Below are 20,186 nucleotides of genomic sequence, written 5' to 3'. Positions count from 1 at the left end.
CATGAATGACACTACTCGGGACAGCTCGCAGCTGATCCTCGCCCTCTCGAAGGGCCGCATCTTCGAAGACACGCTGCCGCTGCTGTCCGCGGCCGGCATCGAGGTGCTGGAAAATCCGGAAACCTCGCGCAAGCTGATCCTCGCCACCAACGATCCCGGCATCCGCGTGCTGATCGTGCGCGCCAGCGACGTGCCGACCTATGTCCAGCATGGCGCCGCCGACTTCGGCGTGGCCGGCAAGGACGTGCTGCTCGAGCACGGCGGCGAAGGGCTGTATCAACCGATCGACCTGCGCATCGCCTGCTGCCGCATGTCCGTGGCCGCCAATGCCGGCTTCGACTACGACAACGCCGTGCGCCAGGGCGCGCGCCTGCGCGTGGCCACCAAGTTCGTGCACACGGCGCGCGAGCACTTCGCCAAGAAGGGCGTGCACGTCGACCTCATCAAACTGTATGGATCGATGGAGCTGGCGCCGCTGGTCGGCCTGTCCGACGCCATCGTCGACGTCGTGTCGACGGGCGGCACGCTGCGCGCCAACAATCTCGTTGAAGTCGAAAAGATCATGGAGATCTCGTCGCGCCTCGTCGTCAACCAGGCCGCGCTGAAGCTGAAGCGCGAGCGCCTGCAACCGATCATCGACGCGTTCGACCGCGCGTCCAAGCAGCAGCAATGCTAACGACCATGTCCATCACGATCCGCAAACTCGATTCCGCCGCCGACGGCTTCCAGCAGACCCTGAACACGCTGCTCGCGTTCGAAGCTGAGACCGACGACGCCATCGAAACCGCCGTGGCGAAGATCCTCGCCGACGTGAAGGCGCGCGGCGACGCCGCCGTGCTGGAATACACGAACAGGTTCGATCGCATCCCGAATGGCGGCGCCACCAGCATGGCCGCCCTCGACGTCGGCCAGGCCGAGCTGGATGAAGCACTGGCATCGCTGCCGGAATCGCAACGCGCGGCACTGCGCACGGCCGCGGAACGCATCCGCGTGTTCCACGAGCGCCAGAAGCAGGAACTGAACGGTTTTACGTACACCGAGCCCGACGGCACGGTGCTGGGCCAGCGCGTCACGCCGCTGGACCGCGTGGGCATCTACGTCCCGGGCGGCAAGGCCGCGTATCCGTCGTCCGTGCTGATGAACGCGATCCCGGCGCAAGTCGCGGGCGTGAAGGAAATCGTGATGGTCGTGCCGACGCCGGACGGCGTCAAGAACCGCATGGTGCTCGCGGCCGCCGCGATCGCCGGCGTTACGCGCGTGATCACGATCGGCGGCGCGCAGGCCGTCGGCGCACTGGCTTACGGCACGGCGACCATCCCGCCGGTGGATAAAATCGTCGGCCCGGGCAATGCGTACGTCGCCGCCGCCAAGCGCCGCGTGTTCGGCACGGTGGGCATCGACATGATCGCGGGCCCGTCGGAAATCCTCGTGCTGTGCGACGGCACGACGGACCCGGACTGGGTCGCGATGGACCTGTTCTCGCAGGCCGAGCACGACGAACTGGCGCAGGCGATCCTGCTGTGCCCCGACGCCGACTACATCGCCAAAGTGGAAGCGAGCATCCACAAGCTGCTGCCGACGATGCCGCGCAAGGACACCATCGCCACGTCGATGACCGACCGCGGCGCGCTGATCAAGGTGCGCGACATGGATGAAGCGTGCGCGATCGCGAACGCCATCGCGGCCGAGCACCTGGAGATCTCCGCCGAGGAACCGCAGCAGTGGGCCGATAAAATCCGTCATGCAGGCGCGATGTTCCTGGGCCGCTTCTCGTCCGAATCGCTGGGCGATTATTGCTGCGGCCCGAACCACGTGCTGCCGACGTCGCGCACGGCGCGCTTCTCGTCGCCGCTGGGCGTGTACGATTTCCAGAAGCGCTCGTCGATCCTGTTCGTGTCGCAGGCCGGCGCGCAAACGCTGGGCCGTGTCGCGGCCGAACTCGCGTACGGCGAGGGCCTGCAGGCGCATGCGCGCAGCGCAGAGCTCAGGATCCAATCGGAATCATGACGGCCTGGCTCGATCAGGTCTTCTGCGAGGATGCGCTGGCCGGCATGGCGCGCATCCCCGACGGCAGCATCGACCTGATCCTGACGGACCCGCCTTATAATCTCGGCAAGGATTACGGCAACGGCTCGGACCAGCAGAGCGTGGAGGATTACCTCGCGTGGACCGAGCGCTGGATCGATTGTGCGCTGCCGAAACTGAAAGACAACGGCAGCCTGTACATCTTTCTCACGTGGCGCTTCGCGCCCGAGATCTTCGTCATGCTCAAGCGGCGCATGACGATGATGAACGAGATCATCTGGGACCGCCGCGTCCCCTCGATGGGGGGCAGCACCAGGAGCTTCAGCTCGGTGCACGACACCATCGGCTTCTTCGTGAAGCGCAAGGATTATTATTTCGACTTGGACTCCGTGCGTATCCCGTACGACGCCGAGACGAAGAAGGCGCGATCGCGCTCGATCTTCGTGGGCGCCAAGTGGCTGGAGGTGGGTTACAACCCGAAGGACCTGTGGAGCGTGTCGCGCCTGCATCGCGAACATGCGGAACGGGTCGACCATCCGACCCAGAAACCGCTCGAGATCATCGAGCGCATGGTCAAGGCGTCGTGCCCGCCGGGCGGCGTCGTGCTCGACCCGTTCATGGGCAGCGGCACGACGGCACTGGCCGCCAAACGCCTCGGCCGGCATTTCACCGGTTTCGAGCTGAACCCCGCCTACTGCGCGACCATCGCGGAACGTTTGTCCGCTCCCGCGCAGCCGGCCACGAAAAAACGCAAAGGCGCCCGTACGGACGCCACCACCGAAGGAGTGAACCAAGCATGACCAGCATCGACAACCTCATCGCCAACACGATCCGCGAAGACGTCCGTGCCGGCCATATCTACAACGTGCCGGATTCGAGCGGCTACATCAAGCTGGACGCGATGGAAAACCCGTACCAGCTGCCGGATGCGCTGCGCGGGGAGCTGGCCCAGCGCCTGGCGGACGCCGTCCTGAACCGCTATCCGCTGGCGTCGTACAGCACGCTGAAGGAAAAGATCCGTACCAACCTCGGCGTGCCGGCCGGCTTCGACGTCATCCTCGGCAACGGCTCGGACGAGATCATCTCCATCCTGTGCACCGCCTGCTCGCGGCAGGATAAACGCGCGGTCGTGCTGGCACCGAGCCCGGCGTTCGTCATGTTCCAGCGCTCCGCCCAGTTCGCGGGCATGGATTACGTCGGCGTCCCGTTGAAGGCCGACTTCTCGCTGGACCGCGCCGCCATGCTGGCCGCGATCGCCGAGCACAAGCCGAGCCTCGTGTTCCTGGCTTACCCGAACAACCCGACCGGCAACCTGTACGATGAAGCCGACATGGTCGCGATCATCGACGCGCTGGGCGAGAACGGCATCGTCGTGGCCGACGAGGCGTATCACCCGTTCGCCCGCACGAGCTTCATGGACAAGCTGCCGCAGTATCCGAACCTGGTCGTGATGCGCACGCTGTCGAAGCTGGGCCTGGCCGGCATCCGCCTGGGCTACCTCGCTGCCGCACCGGCGCTGCTGGAACAGTTCGACAAGGTGCGGCCGCCGTACAACGTCAACGTATTGACGCAGGTGGCCGCCGAATTCGCGCTCGACCACGTCGAGGTGCTGGACGAGCAGGCCGCCCGTTTGAACGAGGCGCGCACGGAACTGGCCGCCGCCATGGCCGCGCTGCCGGGCGTGACCGTGTTCCCGTCGAGTGCCAATTTCATCACCTTGCGCGTACCCGACGCTGAAAAGACCTGCGCTAAACTGTTCTCAGAACGGGTACTGATTAAAAATTTGAGTAGAATGCATGAATTGCTGGCCAATTGCATCCGTGTTACGGTCAGCACCCCGGAAGAAAACTCCGTATTCCTGAATGCCCTGAAGGCTTCGCTGCAAGCCTGAACACCGCCGAGCACCTAGCAATGACCCGCACCGCAGAAATCACGCGCAACACCAGCGAGACGCAGATCCGCGTCGCGCTCAACCTGGACGGCACCGGCCGCCAGAAACTCAATACCGGGGTGCCGTTCCTCGACCACATGCTGGACCAGATCGCGCGCCACGGCCTGATCGACCTCGAAGTCGAGGCCGTCGGCGACCTGCACATCGACGACCACCACACCGTCGAGGACACGGGCATCACGCTGGGCATGGCGGTCGCCAAGGCCATCGGCGACAAGAAGGGCATCCGCCGCTACGGCCATGCGTACGTCCCGCTGGACGAAGCGCTGTCGCGCGTCGTGATCGACTTTTCCGGCCGCCCGGGCCTGGAATGGCATGTGCCGTTCACCCGCGCGACCATCGGCCGCTTCGACGTCGATCTCACCATCGAGTTCTTCCGCGGCTTCGTCAACCATGCGGGCGTGACGCTGCACGTGGATAACCTGCGCGGCGTGAACGCGCACCACCAGTGCGAGACCGTCTTCAAAGCGTTCGGCCGCGCGCTGCGCATGGCGTCCGAGCTGGATGCGCGCGCCGCGGGCACGATCCCGTCCACCAAGGGCAGCCTGTAAAGAGAATCATGAACAAGATTGTTGTTGTCGACTACGGCATGGGCAACCTGCGTTCGGTTGCGCAGGCCCTGCGCGCCGTCGCGCCCGAAGCCGACGTCCAGATTTCCGGCGACGCGGCCGCCATCGACGCGGCCGATCGCATCGTCCTGCCCGGCCAGGGCGCCATGCGCGACTGCATGCGCAGCCTGCGTGAATCGGGCGTCGAGGACGCCCTGCTGCGCGCGGCGAAAACCCGTCCGATGATGGGCGTGTGCGTGGGCGAGCAGATGCTGTTCGATTCGAGCGACGAGAATGGCGGCGTGCCCGGCCTGGGCCTGTTGCCGGGCAAGGTCGTGCGCTTCGAACTCGACGGCAAGCTGCAGGCCGACGGCTCGCGCTTCAAGGTGCCGCAGATGGGCTGGAACCGCGTGCACCAGAAGCGTGCCCACCCGCTGTGGGACGGCGTCGCCCCGGACAGCTATTTTTATTTCGTGCACAGCTATTACGCGCAGCCCGCCGAGGCGCAGGACGCCATCGGCGAGACCGACTACGGCGGACAATTCTGCTGCGCGGTCGCGCGCGACAACATCGTCGCCACCCAGTTCCACCCCGAGAAAAGCGCGGCCGCCGGCCTGCGCCTGTATCGCAATTTCGTCCACTGGAATCCCTGAGTTACCTAATCAACCGACTACGACCATGCTGCTGATCCCCGCCATCGACCTGAAAGACGGTCACTGCGTTCGCCTGAAACAGGGCGACATGGAACTCGCCACCGTGTTCTCCGAAGATCCCGCCGAGATGGCGCTGCACTGGCTCAAGAAGGGTGCGCGCCGTCTGCACCTGGTCGACCTGAACGGTGCGTTCGCGGGCAAACCGAAGAACGAAGAGGCGATCAAATCGATCCTGCAAGTCGTGCAGGAGTACGCCGAAGACAACGACCTGGACGAGATCCCGGTCCAGCTGGGTGGCGGCATCCGCGACCTGGACACCATCGAGCGCTACCTGGACGACGGCATCACCTACATCATCGTGGGCACCGCGGCCGTCAAGAACCCGGGCTTCCTGCACGACGCCTGCGGCGCCTTCCCGGGCAGCATCATCGTCGGCCTGGATGCCAAGGACGGCAAGGTCGCGACCGACGGCTGGAGCAAGATGTCCGGCCACGAAGTCATCGACCTGGCCCAGAAATTCGAAGGCTACGGCGTGGAATCGATCATCTACACCGACATCGGCCGCGACGGCATGATGGGCGGCGTGAACATCGAAGCGACCGTGCGCCTGGCGCAGTCCGTCAAGATCCCGATCATCGCTTCGGGCGGCCTGCACAACCTGGCCGACGTGGAAGCCCTGTGCGCCGTGCAGGACGAGGGCATCGAAGGCGTGATCTGCGGCCGCTCGATCTACGAAGGCACGCTCGACCTGGCCAGTGCGCAGGAACGCGCGGATGAACTCACCGAGGGCGCGCAGGCGTAATTCGCCCCTCAACCCGTCGTTCCCGCGAAAGCGGGAACCCATGCCGAGTGCGATAACGTCACGTCAGCATGGATCCCCGCCTGCGCGGGGAGTCGGTTCCGGCAATGCCGGGACCGACGAATGAATACCACTAGATAAATTTTATGCTCGCAAAACGCATCATCCCCTGCCTGGACGTCACCGGCGGCCGCGTGGTCAAGGGCGTCAACTTCACCGAACTGCGCGATGCCGGCGACCCCGTCGAGATCGCACGCCGCTACAACGAGCAGGGCGCCGACGAGATCACCTTCCTCGACATCACCGCCTCGAGCGACGGCCGCGACCTGATCCTGCCGATCATCGAAGCCGTGGCATCGACCGTGTTCATTCCGCTGACCGTGGGCGGCGGCGTGCGCAAGGTCGAGGACGTGCGCCGCCTGCTGAACGCCGGCGCGGACAAGGTGTCGATGAACACCTCGGCCGTCACCAACCCGCAACTCGTGTACGACGCGTCGCAGAAACACGGCGCGCAGTGCATCGTGGTCGCCATCGACGCCAAGCAGGTCGCGCCCGGCAAGTGGGAAGTCTTTACCCACGGCGGCCGCAACGCGACCGGCATCGATGCCATCGAATGGGCCCGCAAGATGGAAAGCCTGGGCGCCGGCGAACTGCTGCTGACCAGCATGGACCGCGACGGCACCAAGTCCGGCTTCGACCTGGGCCTGACGCGCGCCGTGTCGGACGCCGTCGGCATTCCCGTGATCGCCTCGGGCGGCGTGGGCGGCCTGAAGGATCTCGCCGATGGCGTGCAGGAAGGCCATGCCGACGCCGTGCTGGCCGCGAGCATCTTCCACTACGGGCAGCACACGGTCGGCGAAGCCAAGCGCTTCATGGCGGACCGCGGCATCCCGATGCGCCTCGACTGATTGATGGAACCGACGACCATGGTGACCCCGCCCACCCCCCCGACGATCCCGGCCCAGCCCTGGCTCAAGAAAGTCCAATGGGACGAGCACGGCCTCGTGCCGGTGATCGCCCAGGAAGCCGCCACCGGCGACATCCTGATGTTCGCCTGGATGAACCGCGAAGCCCTGGCCAAGACCGTGGAGCTTGGCGAGGCCGTGTACTGGAGCCGCTCGCGCAAGAAGCTATGGCACAAGGGCGAAGAGTCCGGCCACGTGCAGAAAGTGCTGGAAATCCGCCTCGACTGCGACGAAGACGTGGTGCTGCTGAAGGTCGAGCAGGCCGGCGGCATCGCCTGCCATACCGGCCGCCATTCCTGCTTCTTCCAGAAGTTCGAGGACGGCGACTGGAACAGCGTCGAGCCCGTGCTGCAGGATCCGGACACCATCTACACCAACCAGAAGAAGAAATAGCGCACACATGAGCACGCAACTGGAACGCCTCGCGGCCGTCATCGAATCCCGCAAGCCGGCCAACGGCGGCGACCCGACGGCCTCGTACGTCGCGAAACTGTTCGCCAAGGGCGACGACGCCATCCTGAAAAAGATCGGCGAGGAAGCCGTCGAGACCGTGATGGCAGCGAAGGACGTGCGCGCCGGCGCGGATGCGTCGAAGCTGCTGTACGAGACGGCCGACCTGTGGTTCCATTCGATCGTCCTGCTGGCGCAGTTCGGCCTCACGCCGCAGCAGGTGCTGGACGAACTGGCGCGGCGCGAAGGCATTTCCGGCATCGAGGAAAAGGCGTCGCGTCCGAAAGACTGAGCCCGGCTGTCACGCCGGCGTCATCCCGTATCGATAGAATGTGAGAGAACATGGATAACTGCATCTTCTGCAAGATCGTCGCCAAACAGATCCCGGCCAGCGTGGTGTACGAGGACGACGAGCTGCTCGCGTTCAAGGACATCAACCCGGCCGCGCCCGTCCACCTGCTGGTGATCCCGAAGCAGCACGTGGCCAGCCTGTCCGACTGCACCGACGCGCATGCGCCCGTGCTGGGCAAGATGCTGGCGCTGGCGCCGAAGCTGGCGCTTGAACACGGCATCGCGGTGAAGACCGGCCCGGACGGCGAGCGCAGCGGCGGCTACAAGACGCTGTTCAACGTCGGTCCGGACGGCGGGCAGGAGGTGTATCACCTGCACCTGCACGTCTACGGCGGTCCGCGTCCGTGGCGTGGCCTGGGAACGTAATTCCCTAAAGGAAAGAGGGCATTCCGGCCCTAAACCGCTTATACTGGCGTAGCTTTAGCTTACGCTGATCGGGCTGCTGCCCGGCAAGGAGAAAACAATGGGTTCGATGAGTCTCTGGCACTGGTTGATCGTGCTGGTCGTGGTGGTGGTGGTGTTCGGTACGAGCAAGCTGCGCAATGCGGGCTCGGACCTGGGCAAGGCCGTCAAGGGTTTCAAGGATGGCATGAAGGGCGAGGAAGACGGCAAGACGCCTGCCAGCCAGACGGCGCAACAGACCGCGCAGCAGGTGGCCGACAAGTCGACGATCGACGTCGATGCGCGCGAAAAAACGCGTCACTAAGCGCGCCACTAAGCCCGCCACTAAGCCCATGCCTGACCCCGCATGATCGATCTCGGTCTTACCAAACTCGCCATCATCGGCGCGGTGGCGCTGGTTGTGATTGGCCCCGAGAAACTGCCTAAGGTGGCGCGCATGGCCGGCACCCTGTACGGCCGCGCCCAGCGCTACCTGCACGACGTGAAGTCGGAGGTCTCGCGCGAGATCGAAATGGAAGAATTGCGCAATCTGCACAAGGATATCCAGGACAGCGCGCAAAGCTTCAAGTCCGAGGTCGAGACGTTCAAGTCCGAGGTCGAGAACACCGTCTCGACCCACATGGACGAGGTCGAGTCCGCCTGGCGCGGCGACACGGCCGTAATGCCGACGACGGCCTCGACGGACGACATCGAGCGCAAGGCGCGCGACTTCCGCCGCAAGAAGCTGGCGAAGACGTCGAGCATGCCGGCCTGGTACAAGAACCGCCAGGGCACGCGCCAGCATGTGCTGTCCGGTGCCGCACGCGTGCGCAAGTTCCGTCCCGGCGCCACTTCCAACACCAAATTTTTCTGATGACGGCCGCCGTTGGGCGCCGCCTCCTAGCGCCAGATGACTGAAGAAACCGCGGGCGAAGAAACCTTCATCTCCCACCTGGTCGAGCTGCGCGACCGCCTGATCAAGGCGACGTACGGCATCGTCCTCGCCTGTATCGTGCTGATGCTGTGGCCGGGCCCGGCACAGATCTACGATTTCCTCGCCGCCCCGATGCTGGCCGCGCTGCCGGCCGGCTCCAAGATGATCGCCACCGGCGTCGTCTCGCCGTTCCTCGTGCCGATGAAGGTCACGCTGCTGATCGCCTTCATCCTCGCGCTGCCGTGGGTCTTTTATCAGGTGTGGGCGTTCGTCGCACCGGGGCTGTACGCACACGAAAAGCGGCTCGTGCTGCCGCTCGTGATCTCGTCGTCGTTCCTCTTCATCGCGGGCGTCGCGTTCTGCTACTTCTTCGTGTTCGGCCGCGTGTTCCACTTCATCGGCAACTTCTCGCCGACGTCCATCGCCGTGATGCCGGACATCGAGAACTACCTCGACTTCGTGATGTCCATGTGCCTTGCGTTCGGCGCCACGTTCGAGGTGCCGGTCGTCGTCGTGATCCTCGTCCGGATGGGCATCGTCAGCGTCGAGAAGCTGCGCTCGATCCGTCCGTACGCCATCGTCGGCGCGTTCGTCATCGCCGCCATCGTCACGCCGCCGGACGCCGTCAGCCAGCTGGCGCTGGCCATTCCGATGTGCCTGCTGTTCGAGCTCGGGTTGCTGATGGCGCCGATCTTCGTCAAGGCGACACAGGCGCCGCAGGAACAGTCCTGATCGCCGCTATTTTTTCGCGCTATTTTTTCGATTTTGCGGCCACTTCTTTTTTCAACACCAGCTCGACCGTCAGCTTCGCACTGGCCGGATAACTCGTGCTGGAGATCTTCTTGAAAAAATAGGCGAGGTCGTCCGGATGGCCGTCGTCGCTTTCGGTCAGCCGGTACCAGCGCACCGGTGCATGCCCTGCTGTTGCGACGACACGCTGGCGCCGGCGCGCGGCGCGCCGAAGGCCATGCAGGCAGCGAGTACGACGGTTCCAAGAAGTTTGTTCATCGTGAGTCGTTCGTGAAATCGAAAAACTCAGCATGATACAATTCTTTTTGTTGCGACAAGAATATCGAATCGATGCGCAAGACACTGCTGGCCATCGCCGGGGCGATCGTGGCGTCATGGCTCGCGTTGTTCGTGAACGCTGTTACGCTGCCGGTCGTCTTCCTGCATTACTCCGCCCAGGCCGTCGCGCCCGTGACCTATTTCTTCAACGAAGACAACGACATCGTCAAGGATCACCTGGGGCCCGGAGCAAGCATCGAGTTCCGTACCGCCCGCCGTCTCCATACCGACTACTTCATCGACGTGAGCCTGCCACTCGCCAGCCGCGACGGCGTGGAAATCAGACGGCCGTTCAGCCGCGTCGATGTCTATATCGGGCCCGATACGAAGATCGAGCGCACCGTGGTGAAAACCGACTTCCTGGCACGCGTCGCTTTTGAATGAGTGCTTATTCCACCGTGATCGGCAGATCCCGCCCCTCCAGCGCCACCTGTCCCGCGAAATCCGCCGCGTAGATCCGTAGCACGTAATCGCCCGGCTCGAGACCGTCCACCTTCCACGTGCCGGGCAGTGCCACGCCATCGTGCAGCGTGTTGTTGACGGCATAAGCGAACACCGTGGCCTTGCTGCCGTAGACCGTGATGCCGCTGTTTTCCGCATACAGCAGCTTCACCGCTTCGCGCTCGCGCGGCAGGCGGTCGTAGACCTGCGTGATGCGCGGCGTCTCGAATCCGGCGACGGGGCTGCCGTCCGCATGGAGCAGCTGGTAGCCCAGCTTGTACAGGCCGAGGCGGCGGCGCGCCAGGTTGCCGTCCATCTGGTCGTAGGCGGCGGCGACGATCGTGAGGGCGCCGAGCGTGCGCGCCACGTGCAGGCGCTGGCCCTTCTTGCGCGGCAGGCGCTGGCCGCTCGCATCGTACAGCGCGATGCTCTGGATGCGGGGCGGCACCGTGTCGCGCAGGCCGACGAAGGGCAGGGCCAGCGCGTTGACCGCGCGGCCGCCGGGGTAGTACTCCATGTGCACGTGCGCCATCGGATTGATCGTGCCGAGCGCGTCGCCGACGGCGAACCGCGTGCCGCGCCGTATGCGCACGCGTTCCGGCTTGCCGTTCGCGCCGCGCAGCACCTGGAACCGCGGATCGAGCGCATTGCCCCTGGCGTCGCGGCCCACGCGCATGTGGATGTACGACAGCGGCCCGATGCTCATGCCTTCGCCGAGTTCGCCGAACGCCCAGTTGGGATACGGATCGCCGACCGTCGCCGGCAGGACCGCCAGCACGCGTGCGCCGACGTCGGCGCGGATGTCCAGGCCCGCATGGAAGTGGTCGCGGTTTTCGCCATCGTAGCTGCCGCGCACCTCGCCCAGCACGCCGACGACTTCGTGCGGTTCCGCTTGCGGGCCCACGGGCCAGGGCATCGATGCCACTGCGGGCAGTACCTGCGGCCGCGCCTGCGGGGGTGGCGTGCCCGGTTGGGGCGGGGCCAGCACGAACATCTGCTGCGCCTGGCCATCGGCCACCACCAGCGCACCGTCGCGTTTCACGGCGATGCCGCGCGGCGCATACAGGCGCACGCTGCCGTCGCTCGCATAGCTCGCACCTTCGGGGTGGTCGACGTCCGGCAGGGCGTGATACTGCCCGCTCGGGTCGAACTGGAGGATGCGCCCACCCGCGCCGCTCGCATACAGGTAGCCGTCATGCGTCAGTGCCAGCGCGACGGGACGCCGCAGCAGCGGACGCTGTTCGTCCTCGGGCGCGCGCGCGAGCGTCGTCACTTCGCCATTCTTGTCGATGCGCCGGATCGCATTGTTGCCCGTGTCGGCGACGAACAGCACGCCGTGCTTGTCGACCGCGATGGCGCTGGGTGTGTCGAATCCGGCCGCGGTGCCCATGCCGTCCAGGTGGCCGGGCGTGCCGCTGCCGGCCACCGTCGTCACCGCGCCGTCCTTGCCGATGCGGCCGATGCGGTCGTTGTAGGTGTCGGCCACATACACGTTGCCGTCGCGGTCGACGGCCACGCCGACCGGCCCGTCGAAGCCGGCGGCGCTGCCCGCCAGCGTGCTCACGCTGCCGTCGGGCGCCACCTTGCGGACCGCGTTGTTGTGCGTGTCGGCGACGTACAGGTTGCCGAGGCGGTCGATCGCCAGCGCCGATGGCGTGTCGAATGCCGCGGCGGCGCCGACACCGTCCGCGAAGCCCGCGTGCCCACCGGCGAAGAGGGTCACCTGTCCGTCCGGCGCGATGCGGCGGATGCAGCTGCAGTCGCCACCGTCCGCGACGAACACGTTGCCGTGGCCATCGACGACGGTTCCGAACGGATCGCCGAAGCGGTCCGGCAGCGGCGTCACGCGTGCGGACCATGCGGGCCTGGTCGGCGCGTCGGCGGGACGCCAGAACGCGCGTCCCGGCGTCGCATCCTGGCGCGCGTTGAAGACGTACAGGGCCGCGCCGCCGGCCAGCACGGCGACGCCCGCGAGCGCCGCGACGATCGTGATGCGCTTCACGCGTTACTGCATCAGCTGGCCGATGATCTTCACCGGCGCATTCCCGTAACCGAGGAACTGGTCGTGGAATTGCTTGAGGTCGAAGCGCTCGCCCAGCTGTTCCTTGCGGCGCTCACGGAGTTCCATGATGTCGCTGTAGCCGCTGAAATAACTGGAGAGCTGCACGGACGACAGCTGCGCGCGTTTCCACTTCTCGGCCGCTTCCTGCGGGGTCTGGAACGCCTGGCGCACGAGCAGGTCGATCGCCTGTTCGCGCGTCATGCCCAGCACGTGCACGCTGTAGTCGAGGATCGTGTTGGAGACGCTGCGCAGGTTCCACTTGCACCACATCAGCCACAGCTCCGGCGCGTTGTCGCCATAGCCCGATTCCAGCATCATGCGCTCGCCGTACACGGCCCAGCCTTCGACCATGGCGCCGTTGCCGAACAACGCCTTCACCAGCGACGGCGAACGGTTCGCGTTCATCAGCTGCGTGTAGTGGCCGGGGATCGCCTCGTGGATGTTCAGGATTTGCAGCATCCAGTTGTTGTACTCGCGCATGCTGCTTTCGGCCTGCTCGGGCGTGAGGCCGTCCAGCGGCGTCACGTTGTAATAGGTTTTATCCTTCGGACGGTACGGCCCCGGCGCGTCGATGCTGGCGCCGGCCACGCCGCGCTGGTACAGCGGCGTCTCGCGCACGACGAGCGGCTTGCTCGGGTCGATCGTCACGAGGTTGTTCTTGATGACGTACTCCTGCAGTTGCGGGATCTGGCGGCGGATCTCGGGCAGGAAGTTGGCGGGCGTCGTGTGCTGCAGCGAGAGCTTGTCGATCACCATGCCGATTTTTTGATAACGGTCCGCGGGCTTCGCGGCGGCGCCCATCGTCTTGTCCCACAACTGGTCGGCGAGGCCGTCCATGCGCGTGAGGAGTTCGTCGCGCGCGGCCAGGGCCTTGCGATACGTCTGCTCGCCCGTGCTGGCGGACTGGATCTCGAACGCGAATTTTTGTTCGTACAGGTCCTTGCCGATGCGGAACGAGCGCGCGTTCTGCATCTGCCCCTGCGACTTGTCGAGGTCCGTCAGGAAGTCGACCCACGCCACCACCGCCGTGCCGGCGTTCGCGATGCGCTGCGCGAAGATCGCCTTCTCCTGCGGCGTCAGGATCGATTCCTGCGCGGCCTTGCCGAGGTCCGCCAGCACGACGAGCGTGCCCGGCGCCTGCTGGATCGCGAGCTGCGTGTGTTCGTGCGTCGGGTTGACGATGGACGCTTGCGCGGCCTGGTAGTACGCCGGCACCTCGGCCAGGCGTTTCAGGATCGTGCGCAGGCGCTGGGCCTTCGCGGCGTATTCCGTCGTCAGGATCAGGTCGAACGTCTGCGCCACGTTGTACTCGGCCGGGTTCCATTCGAACTCGCGGAACGTGGTCAGCTGCCAGCGCTCGTAATTCAGCTTGTTGAGGAGGACGGCGAGGTCGGTGCGCTGGTTCGGCGACAGTTTGTCGGCGTTCAGCTTGCCGAACTTGTCGAGCCACTCGTCGATGAACGCGAGCTTTTTCGCGCGCGTGGCGGCGTCGGGAATCGTCAGCCTCGCCGCGGCGTCGAACTTGCCGACGTAGATGCCGTCTTCCGGATCGATGCGCCACAGCGCGGTCACGAATTGCATGGACAGCGAGTCCATGTAGCGGTCATTGCGGTTCTGTGGCGTGGCGGCGGCGACGTGCGCGGCGGCCTTCCGTACCGGCTTGGCGGCGGCTTTGGCCTTCGGCTTGCTCTTGGCTTTGGCCGTGCTGGCCGCCTTGTGATGCGTCTTGGGACGCGCACTCGCCGGCGCCAGTGCGACGCTGGTCAGCAGGACGGCCAGTGCGATTTTCGATTTCATCATGTTCTATCTGCCTGGTTTATGGATGGGCCAGATGGGGGGCGTCAGATTAGCATCATTTGGCGCTTTTGCGGGCGTCTGAAACAATACGTCACGCGCGCGTCGTGACGTGATCCGTCGCCAACGCGCCCGCAACGGCATGCATCCTCACCCGGTTTGCCACTCTTCGACGGATGGCGGACGCGGGCCCGACGACCCTGCGAGCCCCGCCTGCAGCATGGCCAGCATGTCCGCCGGCGACAGGCGCGCGGCGACGTCCGTCCCTTCCAGCAGGCTGTCGGCCAGGTCGCGCTTGTGGCGGTGCAGGTCGACGATGCCTTCCTCGATCGTGTGGCGCGCGACCAGCCGGTAGATCGTCACGGGCCGCTGCTGGCCCATGCGGTGCGCGCGGTCGCTGGCCTGGTCTTCCACGGCCGGATTCCACCACGGGTCCATGTGGATGACGTAATCGGCCGCCGTCAGGTTGATGCCGACGCCGCCCGCCTTCAGCGAGATCAGGAACAGGTCGCCGTCTCCGGCCTGGAACGCATCCACGCGGCGCTTCCGTTCCTGCATTGGAGTGCTCCCGTCGAGGTACTGGTAGCGGATGCCGCGCTCGTCCAGATGCTTGCGGATCAGCGTGAGGTGGTCGACGAACTGGCTGAACACGAGCGCCTTGTGGCGGTTTTCCAGCAATTCATCCGCGAGGCGCGCGAACGTCTCCAGCTTGCTGCTGCGGATGCCGCTCTCCGGCGCGACGAGCGCGGGATTGCAGCACGCGCGGCGCAGCTTCATCATCTCGGCCAGGATCTGGATCTGTTTCTGCGATTGCGGTGCCTCCAGTGCGGCGATGCGTTCGAGCGCTTCGCGCCGCAGCGATTCGTACAGCGCCGTCTCTTCTTCCGACAGCTGCACCGGCAGATTGACCTCCGTGCGCGGCGGCAGTTCGGACAGCACCTGCGCCTTCGTGCGGCGCAGGATGAACGGCTGCGTGAGGCGGCGCAGGCGCGTGCGCGCCGCCAGTTCCGCGCGCTTGTCCGATGCCTTTTCGATCGGGCCGGAGAAGCGCAGCTGGAACTGGTCGCTTGTCCCGAGCAGGCCCGGATTGATGAAGCGGAACAGGTTCCACAACTCGCCCAGGTGATTCTCCAGCGGCGTGCCGGTGGCGACCATTTTGAAATCGCCCGTGAGCGCCATCACGGCGGCCGAGCGGCGCGTGTACGCGTTCTTGATGGCCTGCGCTTCATCGAGCACGATCGTGTGCCAGCGGATGCCGTCGAACAGCGCGGACTCCAGCTGCAGCAGGCCGTAGCTGGCGACGATCACGTCGAACGGTCCAGCGTCCTTCAGCATCGCGGCGCGGTCGCCGGGCCCGAACAGCTTCACGTTCAGCGTCGGCGCGAAGCGCTCCGCTTCCGCCAGCCAGTTCGTCGCGACGGACGTCGGTGCCACGACGAGCGTCGGCCCGCCCGGCGCGCGCGACAGGATCAGCGCCAGCGCTTGTAACGTCTTGCCGAGGCCCATGTCGTCCGCGAGGCAGGCGCCGACGCCCCAGTGCGCAAGGCGCGACAGCCATTCGAAGCCTTCGACCTGGTAATCGCGCAGCTCCGCCTGCAAGGTGTTCGGCAACTGCGGCCGGTATTCGGCGTTCTCCTGCATGTGCTTCAGGTGCGCGCGCCACGCTTTATCCGCGTCGACGCCGCCCGCTTCCAGCGCCATCTCTTCCAGCGCGAAGCTGGCGAGCGGGTGGAAGCGCAGCGCCTCCTGGTCCGCATCGCTGTAGGCAGAGAGATCCATCAGGCGGCGGTGCAGCTCGTGCGTGAGCGCGAGAAACTGGTTGTCGCCGAGGGCAATGAAACGGTCCTCGCGCACGCGTGCGAGCAGCTCGCGCAGGTCCATCACCTTGTTCTCGTCGACCTGCACTTCGCCGTTCGCGGCGAACCAGTCCTTGTCGCGCCGGATCTGGAGGCGCACGGACTTCGACGTGATCTTCTTCGACACGCGGAACGATTCGCCCTCGGGCCACGCGACGACGACCTTCGCTGCATCCAGTTCCTGCAGCTGGACGACGAGTTCCAGGCAGTGGATCGGCGCCGCGAGCAGCCATTCGCCATGCTCGTCTTCCGCGTGCTCCAGCGCCGGCAGGTCGGCCAGCAGCTGGCGTTCGGCCTCGCGTTCGGCATTCAGGTCGCGGCGCGCTTCCGTGCGCACGCCGCCCACGTCGGCGATCACGCTTTCCGCGCCGTCGCCCGGGCGGAAGTAGGGGCCCGCATCGGGCAGCGGCCGCACCATCACCTGGATGCGCAGGCCCTGCTGGTAAGGCAGCAGGTTGATGTGCAGGCGCGGATCGGCCGTCACTTGCTCGATGTCCGCCGCGCTGCCGCCGATATCCGACTGCACGGTGACGATGGACGAGATGGCGCTGATCGCCTGCAGCACGCGCTTCTCCGCTTCCAGCGGCACTTCGAGCCCGTCGCCGACGATGGCGCCGATGCGCCGGTGCTCGTCTTTTACCCGCACGATGCGCAATCTCGTCGGCGTCTCCTTCGTGACGACGACCTCGCCCTGCTGCTCGCGCAAGGGTGGCACCAGCGTGATCATGACCTTGCCGCCGCCGGCGCGCACGACCAGTTGCGGCTCGCCCGGCAGCAGTTCGATGCGCGTGCCCGGCGCATCCATCCAGAACAGCAGCGGGTGGCCGGCCAGCGCGGCCACGGCCTTGTCCAGGTCGAATTCGTAGCGCGTGCCCGTGCCGCTGTAGTAGCGGTAGGCGCCGATGCTGCTGGCGACCTGCACGTCCTGCGCGGTCAGGAAGTCCAGCTCCGCCGCCTCTTCCGCGAGACGCTTGAGGCCCAGCGGACGGCCGCGCGTCCAGCCGCCCTGCACGTCGCGCTTCTGTTCTCTCGGTTCGATGGCGCGGATGCCGAGGTGCGCGTCCCAGCTCACGAGCCACGCGAGTCGCGATTCCTTCACCACCTCCACGTTCACGGCGGGCTGCAGGTTGATGAGGGCGTTCAGCTGGCGCTCCCACGGCTGCTCGCGCTCGAACCACAGCGCGAGGTCGACGAAGCGGTGCCGCTGGCGCAGCGCGATCGCCTGCTTGTCGATGCCGACCATGCCCAGCTGCCCCAGCACGGACGCGATCTGCGCCGCGATGAAGTCGAAGCCCGCTTTCCCCGCTTCTTCGAACTGCTGTTCCAGCATGGCGCGCTGGTCCGCCAGCTGCGGCATGCCGAGCCACCAGTGCAGCAGGGCGCGGAACATCACGGGTTGCAGGCTCGTCTCCCAGTTGCGCGACGGGAGCACCTCCGCATCGACCGTGCCGCCGCGGATCTGGCGCAGCATCGACAACTGCTGGTACACGGCCGTATCGTGGCTTTGCACGGCGCGCGTGGCGCTGTCCAGATACGACTCCACGGCCTTCGCATGCCTGGTGTCGGCGCTCCTCAGCAGCGCCGTCACGTACAGATGGCCGCCGATGCCCTCGAAGATGGCCTTGCGTTTGCCCGTCTCGCGCCGCAGCGCTTTCAACGCCTTGTCGAAGCCGGCCAGCGCGGGTTCCGTGTCGCCGCGCAGCAGTTGCAGCACGCTGCGGTAGTACAGCGTGGCGGATTCGTCGAGGTCGACGAGCAGGTCGGCCGCCGCGTCGAGGCGCCCGCACAGGATCAGGTGCTCCGCCAGGGCCGTGCGCAGCGCCATCGATGCGCCGCCCTGTGCCACATGGTCTTCCGCATACGCGCGGATCGCGGGCGCGCTGGCCGGCTCGCGCTGCACGTGGTTGACGAGGACCGCGAGCACGTCGTCGCGTACAAGCCCGTTGATGCGCTCCATCAGGTCCGGCTCGAACGGCCGCGCGCAGATGTCGACGAGCGGATGCAGGTACGCCGCTTCGTGGCAGCGCAGGCACGCGGCCAGCAGCGGCGCGACGGCTTTCGGGCCATCGCCGGCGAGCAGGGCGAAACGCAGCAGCGCGACGCCCTGGCGGTAGCTGCGCAGCATGGGCGTGCCCTGCCAGTCCACGCGCAGCGGCGTCACCTGCTGGTAGACCTCGCGCAGCTCGTTGAGCCGGCGCGTGCGCAGCGCCCACTGGATGGCGGGCCAGGCGACATCGGCGGCGATCGTGTAGCCGCGCGACGGCAACTCGCCGACCAGGCCATCGGCGCGCAGGCGCTCCATCGGCTCGGCCAGTTTTTGCTCGCCCGCGCTGGCCTCCAGCGGCGCCAGGTGTTCGTGGATGCGCCGCCGTCCCATCGGCTCGCCGGCCAGCGCCAGCAGCGCGAGGATCAGCTTGCGTTGCTCGTCGCAGGCTTCCACGACCGCGTGTAACACCTCATCGCTCATGCAGGGAGATTCTCGATCTCGACGGCTGGCAGGCTTTCGGGGACGGGGATGCCGAACACGCGCAGATAAAAATACAGCTCCGCTTCCAGCGTGCGCACGATGCTGTCCGCCTTGCGGAAGCCGTGGCCCTCGCCGGCCAGCGTGATGTATGCGACGGGCACGCCGCGCGCGCGCAGCGCGGACACCATCACTTCGGATTGCGGCGGCGGCACGACCTTGTCGTCGAGACCCTGGAAGAAGATCATCGGCCGGTGCAGTTTATCGGTGTGGTTGATCGGCGAGCGCTCGGCGTAGACGCGGTCGGCGCTTTCCTTCGGCGCGATCAGGTATTCGTTGTAGTGCGATTCGAACTTGTGCGAATCCGCGTCCAGGCCTTTTAGATCGGACACGCCGTAGTAGCTGGCGCCGGCCTTGAACACGTCGTGGAAGGCGAGGGCGCACAGGGTCGTCAGGCCGCCCGCGCTGCCGCCGCGGATCACGAGGCGCTCGCGGTCGACGAGATCGTTGTCGACGAGGTGCTGGGCACCCGCGACGCAATCCTCGACGTCGACCACGCCCCATTGACCCTTCAGCAGGTCGCGGTAGGCGCGGCCGAAGCCCGTGCTGCCGCCATAGTTCACGTCCAGCACGGCGATGCCGCGGCTCGTCCAGAACTGCGTGGCCAGTTTGAGCGTGCTGGCCGCCATGCTCGTGGGGCCGCCGTGGCCGATCACCATCAGCGGCGGCAGTTCGCCCGGCTGCGGCGCGAAATCCCTGTTCGTGGGCGGGTAGAAGAACGCGTACGCCGTTCTCCCATTCATACTCGGGTAGCGGATGCTTTGCGGGACCGACAGATAGCTCACGTCGGGCAGCTGCTCGATCGAGCGCGCGAGCACGTCGCGCCGGCCGGTCGCGAGATCGATGCACGCGATTTCCGCCGCCAGCGTGGGCGCGCCGCCCAGCAGCGCCACCGTGTCGCCTTCGATCTTCAGTTCGCTGATCTGTTCGTAAGGCGTGGCGATGGGTGTGAGGTGGCCACTGCGCGCATCGAGGCGTGCCAGCTTGCTCACGCCATCTTCGATGAACGTGCAGACGATTTCCGTGGCCGAGCGGAAGCCGTACATGCTGTTCCCGAAGACCCAGTGCGGGCCGCCGAATTCCGCCGCGCGCGGGCACACGGGATCCACGACGCCGTGCTCGTAGCGGTACAGGTTCCACCAGCCGCTGCGGTCGGACACGAAGTGGAGTGTCCCGTCCGGCGACCATTCCGGCTGCACGATCGCTTCGTCTGCCCCGCCGGCGATCAGGCGGCCGTCCAGCGGCGTGCCGTCGTCGCCGATCTCGGCCAGCCACAGTTCGGTGCCCTGCCACGGCATGCGCGGATGGTCCCAGCTCAGCCACGCGAGGTGTTTGCCGTCGGGGGAGATGCGCGGCGACGAATAAAAATCGTTGCCGTCGACGA

20 protein-coding genes are annotated in these 20,186 nt (G+C 66.2%); 15 read left to right on the top strand and 5 right to left on the bottom strand.

Annotation, left to right across the window (positions count from 1 at the left end):
• Position 1 precedes the first annotated feature (1 nt).
• The 14 genes from hisG (at position 2) to tatC (ending at position 9,789) form a co-directional block, all read left to right on the top strand.
• Complete coding sequence (gene hisG / locus ACEN88_RS04265; RefSeq protein WP_413337553.1) at positions 2-676, top strand: ATP phosphoribosyltransferase; 675 nt, start codon at positions 2-4, stop codon at positions 674-676.
• Between the two features lie 5 nt (positions 677-681).
• Complete coding sequence (hisD, locus tag ACEN88_RS04260) at positions 682-2,007, top strand: histidinol dehydrogenase (RefSeq protein ID WP_413337552.1); 1,326 nt, start codon at positions 682-684, stop codon at positions 2,005-2,007.
• On the top strand, positions 2,004-2,825 hold the full coding sequence (locus ACEN88_RS04255; protein ID WP_413337551.1) for a DNA-methyltransferase: 822 nt from the start codon (positions 2,004-2,006) through the stop codon (positions 2,823-2,825). Before hisD ends, ACEN88_RS04255 begins: the two co-directional genes overlap by 4 nt.
• The gene (gene hisC, locus ACEN88_RS04250; RefSeq protein ID WP_413337550.1) at positions 2,822-3,916 is read left to right on the top strand and encodes a histidinol-phosphate transaminase; all 1,095 of its coding nucleotides are present in this window, start codon (positions 2,822-2,824) and stop codon (positions 3,914-3,916) included. The genes ACEN88_RS04255 and hisC overlap by 4 nt, the downstream gene beginning before the upstream one ends.
• Positions 3,917-3,936: 20 nt before the next feature.
• On the top strand, positions 3,937-4,527 hold the full coding sequence (gene hisB / locus ACEN88_RS04245; RefSeq protein WP_036233394.1) for an imidazoleglycerol-phosphate dehydratase HisB: 591 nt from the start codon (positions 3,937-3,939) through the stop codon (positions 4,525-4,527).
• A gap of 8 nt (positions 4,528-4,535) precedes the next feature.
• Positions 4,536-5,177 (top strand): imidazole glycerol phosphate synthase subunit HisH, encoded by a 642-nt coding sequence (gene hisH / locus ACEN88_RS04240; RefSeq protein ID WP_413337549.1) that lies wholly within the window; start codon positions 4,536-4,538, stop codon positions 5,175-5,177.
• 25 nt (positions 5,178-5,202) lie between these two features.
• Positions 5,203-5,979: a 1-(5-phosphoribosyl)-5-[(5-phosphoribosylamino)methylideneamino]imidazole-4-carboxamide isomerase gene (gene hisA, locus ACEN88_RS04235; RefSeq protein WP_413337548.1), complete on the top strand. Its 777-nt coding sequence runs from the start codon at positions 5,203-5,205 to the stop codon at positions 5,977-5,979.
• Positions 5,980-6,122: 143 nt separating this feature from the next.
• A complete protein-coding gene (hisF, locus tag ACEN88_RS04230; RefSeq protein ID WP_413337547.1) occupies positions 6,123-6,884 on the top strand; it encodes an imidazole glycerol phosphate synthase subunit HisF in 762 nt (253 codons plus the stop codon).
• Between the two features lie 18 nt (positions 6,885-6,902).
• Positions 6,903-7,334, top strand: coding sequence for a phosphoribosyl-AMP cyclohydrolase (hisI, locus tag ACEN88_RS04225; protein ID WP_056126210.1), 432 nt, complete (start codon positions 6,903-6,905; stop codon positions 7,332-7,334).
• A gap of 7 nt (positions 7,335-7,341) precedes the next feature.
• Complete coding sequence (locus ACEN88_RS04220) at positions 7,342-7,683, top strand: phosphoribosyl-ATP diphosphatase (RefSeq protein WP_371763189.1); 342 nt, start codon at positions 7,342-7,344, stop codon at positions 7,681-7,683.
• 50 nt (positions 7,684-7,733) lie between these two features.
• Positions 7,734-8,108: a histidine triad nucleotide-binding protein gene (locus ACEN88_RS04215; protein ID WP_413337546.1), complete on the top strand. Its 375-nt coding sequence runs from the start codon at positions 7,734-7,736 to the stop codon at positions 8,106-8,108.
• Between the two features lie 97 nt (positions 8,109-8,205).
• Positions 8,206-8,448 carry a Sec-independent protein translocase subunit TatA gene (gene tatA / locus ACEN88_RS04210; RefSeq protein ID WP_371761917.1) on the top strand — a complete coding sequence of 81 codons (243 nt, stop codon included), beginning with the start codon at positions 8,206-8,208 and terminating at the stop codon, positions 8,446-8,448.
• A 42-nt stretch (positions 8,449-8,490) separates the two neighbouring features.
• Positions 8,491-8,997: a Sec-independent protein translocase protein TatB gene (gene tatB, locus ACEN88_RS04205; RefSeq protein ID WP_056126151.1), complete on the top strand. Its 507-nt coding sequence runs from the start codon at positions 8,491-8,493 to the stop codon at positions 8,995-8,997.
• A gap of 36 nt (positions 8,998-9,033) precedes the next feature.
• Positions 9,034-9,789, top strand: coding sequence for a twin-arginine translocase subunit TatC (gene tatC / locus ACEN88_RS04200; RefSeq protein WP_371763190.1), 756 nt, complete (start codon positions 9,034-9,036; stop codon positions 9,787-9,789).
• Between the two features lie 19 nt (positions 9,790-9,808).
• On the opposite strand, the gene ACEN88_RS04195 is transcribed toward tatC, so the two are convergent.
• Positions 9,809-10,099: a hypothetical protein gene (locus ACEN88_RS04195; RefSeq protein ID WP_413337545.1), complete on the bottom strand. Its 291-nt coding sequence runs from the start codon at positions 10,097-10,099 to the stop codon at positions 9,809-9,811.
• Between the two features lie 38 nt (positions 10,100-10,137).
• Here ACEN88_RS04195 and ACEN88_RS04190 point away from each other — a divergent pair, with 38 nt between their 5' ends.
• Positions 10,138-10,509 (top strand): hypothetical protein, encoded by a 372-nt coding sequence (locus ACEN88_RS04190; RefSeq protein WP_413337544.1) that lies wholly within the window; start codon positions 10,138-10,140, stop codon positions 10,507-10,509.
• A 4-nt stretch (positions 10,510-10,513) separates the two neighbouring features.
• On the opposite strand, the gene ACEN88_RS04185 is transcribed toward ACEN88_RS04190, so the two are convergent.
• The 4 genes from ACEN88_RS04185 to ACEN88_RS04170 form a co-directional block, all read right to left on the bottom strand.
• Positions 10,514-12,568, bottom strand: coding sequence for a gluconolaconase (locus tag ACEN88_RS04185; RefSeq protein WP_413337543.1), 2,055 nt, complete (start codon positions 12,566-12,568; stop codon positions 10,514-10,516).
• 3 nt (positions 12,569-12,571) lie between these two features.
• A complete protein-coding gene (locus ACEN88_RS04180; RefSeq protein ID WP_413337542.1) occupies positions 12,572-14,428 on the bottom strand; it encodes a DUF885 domain-containing protein in 1,857 nt (618 codons plus the stop codon).
• Between the two features lie 144 nt (positions 14,429-14,572).
• The gene (locus tag ACEN88_RS04175; RefSeq protein ID WP_413337541.1) at positions 14,573-18,745 is read right to left on the bottom strand and encodes an SNF2-related protein; all 4,173 of its coding nucleotides are present in this window, start codon (positions 18,743-18,745) and stop codon (positions 14,573-14,575) included.
• Positions 18,742-20,186: prolyl oligopeptidase family serine peptidase (locus ACEN88_RS04170; RefSeq protein WP_413337540.1), on the bottom strand; the 1,445-nt coding region annotated here is incomplete at its 5' end. The genes ACEN88_RS04175 and ACEN88_RS04170, both read right to left, overlap by 4 nt.

The sequence above is a fragment of the Massilia sp. CT11-108 genome (assembly GCF_047302915.1).
Taxonomy (GTDB): Bacteria; Pseudomonadota; Gammaproteobacteria; order Burkholderiales; family Burkholderiaceae_D; genus Telluria; species Telluria orientalis.
The sequence above is the reverse complement of the archived record's forward strand: the minus strand, read 5'-3'. Positions and strand labels throughout refer to the sequence as shown.

Coding starts and splice junctions, on each gene's coding strand:
- hisI (WP_056126210.1), top strand. CDS start 6,903: ATGGTGACCCCGCCCACCCCCCCGACGATCCCGGCCCAGCCCTGGCTC.
- ACEN88_RS04220 (WP_371763189.1), top strand. CDS start 7,342: ATGAGCACGCAACTGGAACGCCTCGCGGCCGTCATCGAATCCCGCAAG.
- hisB (WP_036233394.1), top strand. CDS start 3,937: ATGACCCGCACCGCAGAAATCACGCGCAACACCAGCGAGACGCAGATC.
- ACEN88_RS04215 (WP_413337546.1), top strand. CDS start 7,734: ATGGATAACTGCATCTTCTGCAAGATCGTCGCCAAACAGATCCCGGCC.
- hisC (WP_413337550.1), top strand. CDS start 2,822: ATGACCAGCATCGACAACCTCATCGCCAACACGATCCGCGAAGACGTC.
- hisA (WP_413337548.1), top strand. CDS start 5,203: ATGCTGCTGATCCCCGCCATCGACCTGAAAGACGGTCACTGCGTTCGC.
- hisF (WP_413337547.1), top strand. CDS start 6,123: ATGCTCGCAAAACGCATCATCCCCTGCCTGGACGTCACCGGCGGCCGC.
- ACEN88_RS04175 (WP_413337541.1), bottom strand. CDS start 18,745: ATGAGCGATGAGGTGTTACACGCGGTCGTGGAAGCCTGCGACGAGCAA.
- hisD (WP_413337552.1), top strand. CDS start 682: ATGTCCATCACGATCCGCAAACTCGATTCCGCCGCCGACGGCTTCCAG.
- hisG (WP_413337553.1), top strand. CDS start 2: ATGAATGACACTACTCGGGACAGCTCGCAGCTGATCCTCGCCCTCTCG.
- tatB (WP_056126151.1), top strand. CDS start 8,491: ATGATCGATCTCGGTCTTACCAAACTCGCCATCATCGGCGCGGTGGCG.
- tatC (WP_371763190.1), top strand. CDS start 9,034: ATGACTGAAGAAACCGCGGGCGAAGAAACCTTCATCTCCCACCTGGTC.
- tatA (WP_371761917.1), top strand. CDS start 8,206: ATGGGTTCGATGAGTCTCTGGCACTGGTTGATCGTGCTGGTCGTGGTG.
- hisH (WP_413337549.1), top strand. CDS start 4,536: ATGAACAAGATTGTTGTTGTCGACTACGGCATGGGCAACCTGCGTTCG.
- ACEN88_RS04255 (WP_413337551.1), top strand. CDS start 2,004: ATGACGGCCTGGCTCGATCAGGTCTTCTGCGAGGATGCGCTGGCCGGC.
- ACEN88_RS04190 (WP_413337544.1), top strand. CDS start 10,138: ATGCGCAAGACACTGCTGGCCATCGCCGGGGCGATCGTGGCGTCATGG.
- ACEN88_RS04195 (WP_413337545.1), bottom strand. CDS start 10,099: ATGCTGAGTTTTTCGATTTCACGAACGACTCACGATGAACAAACTTCT.
- ACEN88_RS04180 (WP_413337542.1), bottom strand. CDS start 14,428: ATGATGAAATCGAAAATCGCACTGGCCGTCCTGCTGACCAGCGTCGCA.